This is a genomic window from Actinomycetospora sp. 2LY8.5, assembly GCF_057180585.1.
In genome coordinates, this window is record NZ_JBXUHE010000086.1 from 1 (window position 1) to 6,721 (window position 6,721).

Below are 6,721 nucleotides of genomic sequence, written 5' to 3' on the forward strand. Positions count from 1 at the left end.
AACAAGCCGTGATTGCGCTCGCTCGCCGGCGGGTCAACGTCCTGCACGCCATGTTGCGCACCCGCCAGCCTTACCGTCTCGACCATCGGCCGGTCCAAGCCGCTTGACAGAAGCATTAGGCAGCGGCGTCGTCGAGGTCGGCGAACCAGCGACGCACGTCCCGCGGGTCGTATCGGACGTGGCGACCGACGCGCCGGCCCACGGGTCCGATGCCCTGGTATCGCCACTGGTAGAGCGTGCTCACGGGCACGCCCAGGAACGCCGAGACGTCGGCGACTCCCCACAGTCGTTCCGGTTCCTCGTTCTGCATCGTCCTTCCCTTTCTCGTTGGTCATGCGGTGATCGAGCCGAGTGCGTCGCGTGCGGCGAGGCGTCGAGCGCGGGCGTTCGCGGCCGCGGTGTTGGCCATGAGGGCGTCGGCGGTGGTGTGCCAGCCGATCCCAGCGAAGGTGAGGGAGGCGACGACGACTTCGGTGGTGTCGTCGTCGGCATGGTCGTCGACCTCGGGGCCGATGCTCTGGGCGTGCTCGCGGGCCCAGTCGCGGCGGGCCTGGCGTAGGGCGGTCATGGTGGTGGAGTAGCGCCGGCTGCGGGTGGAGAAGTGCCCGCCGAAGCCGAGCATGTGCGCCCAGCGTCGAAGCCGGCCCCAGCCGTCGCGCCACTGCTTCGCGTCCGGTGGGCGGTCGTCCTCGCCGTCGGGGCGTGTGCCGAGGCGCCAGCAGGCGGCGATCTGCCGCCCGACGTGCGTTCCAGGGTCGGCGTAGACGGCGGCGGTGGCCTCGGTGAGGCGGGTGGAGACGTGGCCGGCCATTTCGGTGGCCTTGGTGGCGTACTTCGCGAGGTAGCCGGCCACGGCGCCGTGGGTGATCTCTCCGGCGTCGTCGACATCGCGGACGGTGAGCCGGACGGGGCGGGGGGCGCACTGCTCGCCCCAGGTGATCTGCCAGCCTTCCGGCTGTTCCGGGTGGGCCTCGGTCCGGAAGTTCGTGCTGTGCACCGCCTCGTGCAGCAGGAGCGCGACGTGCCCGGCCCGGATCGCGGGGTTCGGCGTCAGGATCGCAGTCGGGTCGTCGGGGTCGCGGCCGTCGAGGCGGACGAGGGCGTGGAAGTGCACGGCGCCGCGGGTCTGGTACTCGGCGACCTTGGTGTAGGACAGGCGCAGCTTGGCGCCGGGCTGCTCGAGGCGCCGCAGCGCGCGGGTCGCGGTGACCATGGTTCGGCGCCACAGCTCGCCGCTGCTGACGTTCCACACGGCCTGGTGGTCGTGGTCGTAGCAGTCCAGGCACAGCGGGCGTCCGAGTTCGGGGGCGTGCTCGTCGTGCCGCTCCCAGCACACGACCTCGATGCCGTGCGGGCAGGTCTCGATGGTGCGCCGGGGGTGGCAGGGCAGCGCCCGGCCCTTCGCGTCCGTCCTCGCTGTGTGGACGGGCCCGAACGACGGGGCGGTGCAGGTCAGGAACACGCACGGGTGCTCGGTGACCGTGAGGGGGACGCCTTTGCCGCCCACGAGGCCGGCGGTGACGAGTTGATAGGTGTCGGCGCGGTAGGTCTCTGCACAGGACGCGCAGACGTTGGCGCGGCGGTTTCCGCACGGGACGTAGAGCACCGCGTCCGGCATCGCCGACGTGTGGGTCTCCTCGGTGATCCGTCCGGTCGCCGTCTCGACCGTGGTCAGCGAGCCGGCAAGGCGGATGGGGTGCGAGCAGCCTGCAGCGGCACCGCCGAGGTGGGCCAGCCAGCCCGACCAGTCCTCGCGACGATGGCGGGTGAACTCGGCGGGGTCGGTGGTCGCGGCCGTGCGGGCGAGGCGACGGCGTCCGAGCTCGTCGACCGTGGTGCCGGTGGTGCTCATGCCGCGTCCCGGTGCTCGGCGCGCAGGGCGGCGGCGGTGTCACCGAGGGCGTGGACCTGCTCGTCGGACAGGTAGGCGGACTTGATCCGGACCGGTTCGCCACCCTCGGCGAGCAGGAGACCGATGCCCTTGTCCTCGGGCGGGATCGCGGCGGCGGTGTGCCCGCGGGCAGCCCAGCCGTGCCCGAGCACGATGTCCGAGCTGGCGTCGGTGGTGCAGCGGAACGCCCAGCGGTAGCCGAACAAGTCCCGCAGCGACGTGGGGATGATGTCCGAGGACGGTCGTTGGGTGGCGGCGATGACGATGATCCCGGCGGCGCGGCCGCGGGCGACGAGGTCGCGCACGAGCATCGAGAAGGTCTCGCGCTCGGTCTTGGTGCCGACGGTGGCCGAGTAGTAGGCGAGTTCGTCGAACACCGCGACGGTGGGCCGCAGGCCGTGCGAGGCGTCGTCGGGGCCGACCTTGCGGCGCCGCTGCTCGTCGAGCCAGTCGTAGCGCTCGTCCATGTTGGTCTGAAGGTCACGAAGGGCGTCGATGGCCTCGCTCTGGTCGGGGCCGACGAAGCGGTCTGCGGCGCGCCGCCAGAGTCCGAGTTCCACGCGCTTGCCGTCGAACAGCCAGAGCGAGCAGTCGGTCGACAGCGCGGCATGCGCGGTCGGGAGGTTGAGCCCGACCGACTTGCCGGCGCCGGGCTCGCCCGCGAGGAGAGCGTTGCGGTAGGCGAGGGTCACGCGGACCGGGCGGCCGTGCTCGTCGGTGCCGAGGTGGATCGGGTCCCAGATCGACAGTGCCGACAGCCCGGGAGCCGCGTCGCAGACCGCGGCCGGAGTGCAGACGGCGCAGGCCCAGGACCGCAGCAGGTCGCGCAGCCGGACCGGTCCGGGGTGCTCGTCGTCGATGCTCACGGTGCACCCCCGAAGCGCTGCTGTGCCGCTTGGCGGGTGACTCCGAGGCGGTCGGCGATCTCGGTCCACGAGTAGCCCTCACCGCGCAGGCCGGTGACCGCGGTGCGGGTGGCCGTCTGCACGGCGTCGGCGAGCTGGGCGAGGTCCGCCAGGCCCTCGACGTCGCCGCGGGCGATGCGCCGGCCGTGGGCCCGCAGAACGCGGCGGGAGAACCCGGCGTACTCGTCGTTCTCCACGACCCGTCGCCGACGACGAGGCGTCAAGGCTGCCTTGACGGTGGACCGGTCGAAGGGGACGGCCGCGGTGATGGGCTCAGACATAGTCCGACCAGTCCCCGCCGCGGTTGGGTACGACGTTGCGGTCGTCGATTCGGTCCTGCGGCGTCGTGGGCAGGGGGTGCTCGATGACGACGGGCGGGACGCCGTCGCGGTCGTCGAGCGTCGGACCGTGCACCGGACCACGAGGGCCGCCGGGGCCGGACCGGTGCTGGTTGCCGGGCTTGGGCGGGACGACGCGCGTGCCCTGCGGCGGCGGGGTGCCGGTGGCGGCGGTCCAGTCGGCCAGCTCGGAGGCGATCAGCTCCTCGGCGAGGGGGTCGCGGCGGATGACCTCGACGCGCACGAGGGCGGACATCTTCCGGACGGGAGTAACGCGAGCGTCGCGGGCGAAGCAACCGGAGGCGATCCACTCGGTCTCGTTCTCGACGTCGGACGGCGAGATGCCGGCGCGCAGGAACAGCCAGACCGTTTCGCCGACCTCGGTGGGGTGCGACCAGAGGAACAGCGGGGCGGAACGCGAGAAGTTCAGGCAGCGGCGCTCGACGAGGACCTGACGCAGCCGGTGGCGGGTGAGCACCGCGGCGGCGCGATGGGAGACGAAGTGGCGCAGGACGGGGACGGCGAGAACGACGGCGACGGTCACGGCGATGATCGCGGAGACCGCCACCGGGGAGAGCCAGCCGAGCAGCAGCGCGTACGCAGCGACGAACCCGACGACGGTGGTGATCTCGGCGCGCAGCCGGATGAGGAGCCCGAGGACGCGGGCGACGGGGTGGCGGGTGGGGGCGGTGATGACCTCGAACGAGTCGGTGCGGGCCCGACGGATGATGGGGCGGTTGGCCGGACGGCTGGTGTTGTTCGCGGGCATGGCGGGTCACTCCGGACGGGAGGGCCGGGCGTGAGCCGGCCGGACGAGGTGGGGGAGGGGTCGGGGCTGCGGGGAAGCCAGCCCCGACCCGGGAACTGCGGGGACAGCGATCGGGCGGGTCAGTCGGGGTAGGCGAGGGCGGCGCAGATGCCGAGACAGGCGAAGACCTGCGCGCCGGTCTCGGACACTCCGACGGGAACGGCGGGGATACCGGCGGGGCCGCTGCGGGTGCCGCGGACCGGTGCCGGGTGGTGCTCGGCGGGGACCTCGGGCCAGACGAACGAGACCTCGCACATCACGCACTCGGTGCCGTCGGCCTGGGTGGCGTTGAGCCCGGTCCAGCGGGTCTCGGTGCGCTGGTTGACGGCGGTCACGCGGCACCGCCCTTGGTGCTCGGCGCCACGACGTGGTCGATGCTGTCGGCCTTGAACGCGACCCCGGCGCGCTTGTCCTGCTGCCAGGGGATCGCGATGAGGTTGACCGGGCGCACCTCCGCGCCCTGCCCGACACCGGGGTCGCCGGGCGTGGTGACCGCGATGATCTCCGCGCCCTCGTCGTCGAGCTTGATGAGCTGGGTCGTGAACAGCGGCGTACCGGTGAGCCGGTCGGTGCGCTGGCGGCCCTCCATGTCGTTCTTGGGCTTGGGCTCGGAGCCGACGCTGTAGCGGGCTCCCGAGATGTCGACCTTGATCGTCGCCATGATCTCTTCTCCGGTGTCGAGGTGGTGGCCCCGGTTCTCTCGGGGCATCACGAAGACTCCGGAAATCGGTGGGACGCCCACACCAACTCGCGGGACTTTTCAGGACGTCCGGAGTACGCTCCGAAACGTCCCCAAACGTGCGGGAGAGTCGCCATGGCGAACGAGCGACTGCGCGATGCGATGATGGCCGCAGGCGTCACGACTGATCAAGCGGCCGACCGGCTCGGGCTCGACCCGAAGTCGGTGGAGCGGTGGATCACCACGACCAGGACGCCGCACGCTCGGAATCGGCGCGCGCTGTCCGCGCTGGTGCACCAGCCCGAGTCCTACCTGTGGCCCTCGGCGATTCCTGCGGCGCGGCAGGCCGAGATCGCGCAATCGGAGATCGTCTCGGCGTTACCGCATCGCGGGTCGGTGCCCTCGGACCCCCTGGACAACATCGAGGTCCACCCCTCGATCCGGCTCCGCATCGAGCACGCCCTGAGCGAGAACCCGGCGCCGTACTACACTTGATTGAGGCCCACCGAGGAGAGCCAGGTGGTGGCGCGCTCCACGGCGGCGACGCGTTCGCTCATACCGAGGTCGAGCGCCCGGATCACGTAGTGGTCGGCGGGATAGCGCTCCCGGACCTCGGCCATTCGTTCCTTGAAGTCTAGGACCCGGCCGTCCGGGCCGGTGGTCATGTCCAAGTACCAGAGCAGGTCACGAGTTAGTGTCCGCTCGTCCTCGAACTCCGCGAGTTCATCGGCAACACCGAAGACAACGGCTTCCGCAGCGGCCGACGAGTGAAACGCCACCAGGCCCGCGATCCTGTCGGGTACGTCGGTGCTCCGCAGGTGCCGTGCGCCGTCGAGCGGGTGGAAGCCGACTTCGGAGAGTCTGGGCGCGTAGCCCACGTCATGGAGCCACGCGGCGGCTTCCAGGACGTCTCCCTCATCTCTCGTAGCGTCTACGACGGCAGCACGGTGGGCCACCGCAGCCACGTGTGCCCAGCGTTGGGGAAGCGGCTCGGAAAGGAGCCCGTCGGCGACCGCCCGAGCTTCGTCGGCGTACAACGGCACGGCTCAACCGTAATCGCTCAGCGCGCGACCGACCATCGTCCAATCTTGTAATCTACCGTTGACAACACGGGCATCTACCACCGCTGCCAGTCGGACCTACGTCGATCTGCAGGCCCGCCGCGGAACCCAAGACTGACTTTCCCTCAGCGAGGGAGCGGATGTGCAGGTTGAGAACTTCTACGAACTTCTGCTGTTCTTCGCGGGTGAGTTGTGTATATCCGCGAAGAACCTGCTTGGTCTTTGCGCTCGCGCCTGCGAGTGGGTCGCGTCCTCTAGGTCCACCGGGTGAAGTCACCGCACACTCCGCATTTCGTAGGCGTCATATCTGGAGGCGTCTTCTCGCACTTGGCACAGGGTCTGTTCTGTTTCAGTAGTGCTGCTCGCATCCCCTTTCGCTTCTCTGGCTCGGATACCCCCGCTCGGTAGTCTGCCTCTCTCTGCGCATCATCGCGTGTCATCAGAATCTTCAGTTCGACTTGCGCGGCGGCGACTTGCAGATTGGGGATTCGGACAAGCTCCTCGTACGCTCTAGCAAGCCACCGGTTCTGCACGCTCGACCGAACGGCGTGGTCATACTTCTCCACCCACGTGGCCACGACCGACCAGAGCGAGGCGACAAGCTGCACTAGTCCGACAGCCGAGCCGATCACGATCAGCAGTGGCAGGACAGTTAGGCCGACCCCATAGGACAAGGCAAGGCCGCCGATTATGATCGGAACCACGAGGCCAAGGAAAGACACGAAGCGTATACGGCGATTGAGGCGCGTCGAGCGGTCTTCAAAGATTCGCGCGGTCGCGGTCGCATGGAGGGCTCGGTCCATGCCGTTGGTGCGTAGTTCGCGCAGCTCCGTGTCACTCGTATCAGTCATCGAATGTCAAGTCCCGGTCGAAAGCCTCGCCGAGCGAGGCGCGCAGTCTTGAAGCCCCAAGTGTCCAGTCCCAGGAGATGGTTGACAGTTCGGTCTCAGGACATCGTTGACACCTGGCCTAGGAAACATGGGTCTGCCCGGTCTTCCTCGGGCGGTGGGCCTTGATGCTGCGAACGGGTTGGGTGGTG

10 protein-coding genes are annotated in these 6,721 nt (G+C 69.8%); 1 reads left to right on the forward strand and 9 read right to left on the reverse strand.

From position 1 onward, the window contains the following. Nucleotides 1-115: 115 nt before the first annotated feature. The 7 genes from AC2A1K_RS35300 to AC2A1K_RS35330 all read right to left on the reverse strand — a co-directional run bounded on the left by AC2A1K_RS35300 (nt 116) and on the right by AC2A1K_RS35330 (nt 4,651). Nucleotides 116-310 carry a helix-turn-helix transcriptional regulator gene (locus tag AC2A1K_RS35300; protein WP_483901019.1) on the reverse strand — a complete coding sequence of 65 codons (195 nt, stop codon included), beginning with the start codon at nt 308-310 and terminating at the stop codon, nt 116-118. 21 nt (nt 311-331) lie between these two features. After that, a complete protein-coding gene (locus AC2A1K_RS35305; protein ID WP_483901020.1) occupies nt 332-1,852 on the reverse strand; it encodes a replication initiator in 1,521 nt (506 codons plus the stop codon). After that, on the reverse strand, nt 1,849-2,757 hold the full coding sequence (locus AC2A1K_RS35310; protein ID WP_483901021.1) for an FtsK/SpoIIIE domain-containing protein: 909 nt from the start codon (nt 2,755-2,757) through the stop codon (nt 1,849-1,851). The genes AC2A1K_RS35305 and AC2A1K_RS35310 overlap by 4 nt, the downstream gene beginning before the upstream one ends. Next, on the reverse strand, nt 2,754-3,077 hold the full coding sequence (locus tag AC2A1K_RS35315) for a hypothetical protein (RefSeq protein WP_483901022.1): 324 nt from the start codon (nt 3,075-3,077) through the stop codon (nt 2,754-2,756). The genes AC2A1K_RS35310 and AC2A1K_RS35315 overlap by 4 nt, the downstream gene beginning before the upstream one ends. Next, nucleotides 3,070-3,903, reverse strand: coding sequence for a hypothetical protein (locus AC2A1K_RS35320; RefSeq protein ID WP_483901023.1), 834 nt, complete (start codon nt 3,901-3,903; stop codon nt 3,070-3,072). Before AC2A1K_RS35320 ends, AC2A1K_RS35315 begins: the two co-directional genes overlap by 8 nt. A gap of 119 nt (nt 3,904-4,022) precedes the next feature. After that, nucleotides 4,023-4,277: a hypothetical protein gene (locus AC2A1K_RS35325; protein WP_483901024.1), complete on the reverse strand. Its 255-nt coding sequence runs from the start codon at nt 4,275-4,277 to the stop codon at nt 4,023-4,025. Beyond that, on the reverse strand, nt 4,274-4,651 hold the full coding sequence (locus AC2A1K_RS35330) for a hypothetical protein (RefSeq protein ID WP_483901025.1): 378 nt from the start codon (nt 4,649-4,651) through the stop codon (nt 4,274-4,276). Before AC2A1K_RS35330 ends, AC2A1K_RS35325 begins: the two co-directional genes overlap by 4 nt. Nucleotides 4,652-4,756: 105 nt before the next feature. Between AC2A1K_RS35330 and AC2A1K_RS35335 the strand changes: the two genes are divergently transcribed. Then, a complete protein-coding gene (locus AC2A1K_RS35335; protein WP_483901026.1) occupies nt 4,757-5,116 on the forward strand; it encodes a helix-turn-helix domain-containing protein in 360 nt (119 codons plus the stop codon). Here the strand turns inward: AC2A1K_RS35335 and AC2A1K_RS35340 are convergent. Continuing rightward, nucleotides 5,107-5,664 carry a phosphohydrolase gene (locus AC2A1K_RS35340; RefSeq protein ID WP_483901027.1) on the reverse strand — a complete coding sequence of 186 codons (558 nt, stop codon included), beginning with the start codon at nt 5,662-5,664 and terminating at the stop codon, nt 5,107-5,109. The genes AC2A1K_RS35335 and AC2A1K_RS35340 overlap by 10 nt on opposite strands. A gap of 272 nt (nt 5,665-5,936) precedes the next feature. After that, nucleotides 5,937-6,485, reverse strand: a complete 549-nt coding sequence (locus AC2A1K_RS35345) for a mobilome CxxCx(11)CxxC protein (protein WP_483901028.1) — start codon at nt 6,483-6,485, stop codon at nt 5,937-5,939. Between the last annotated feature and the right edge of the window lie 236 nt (nt 6,486-6,721).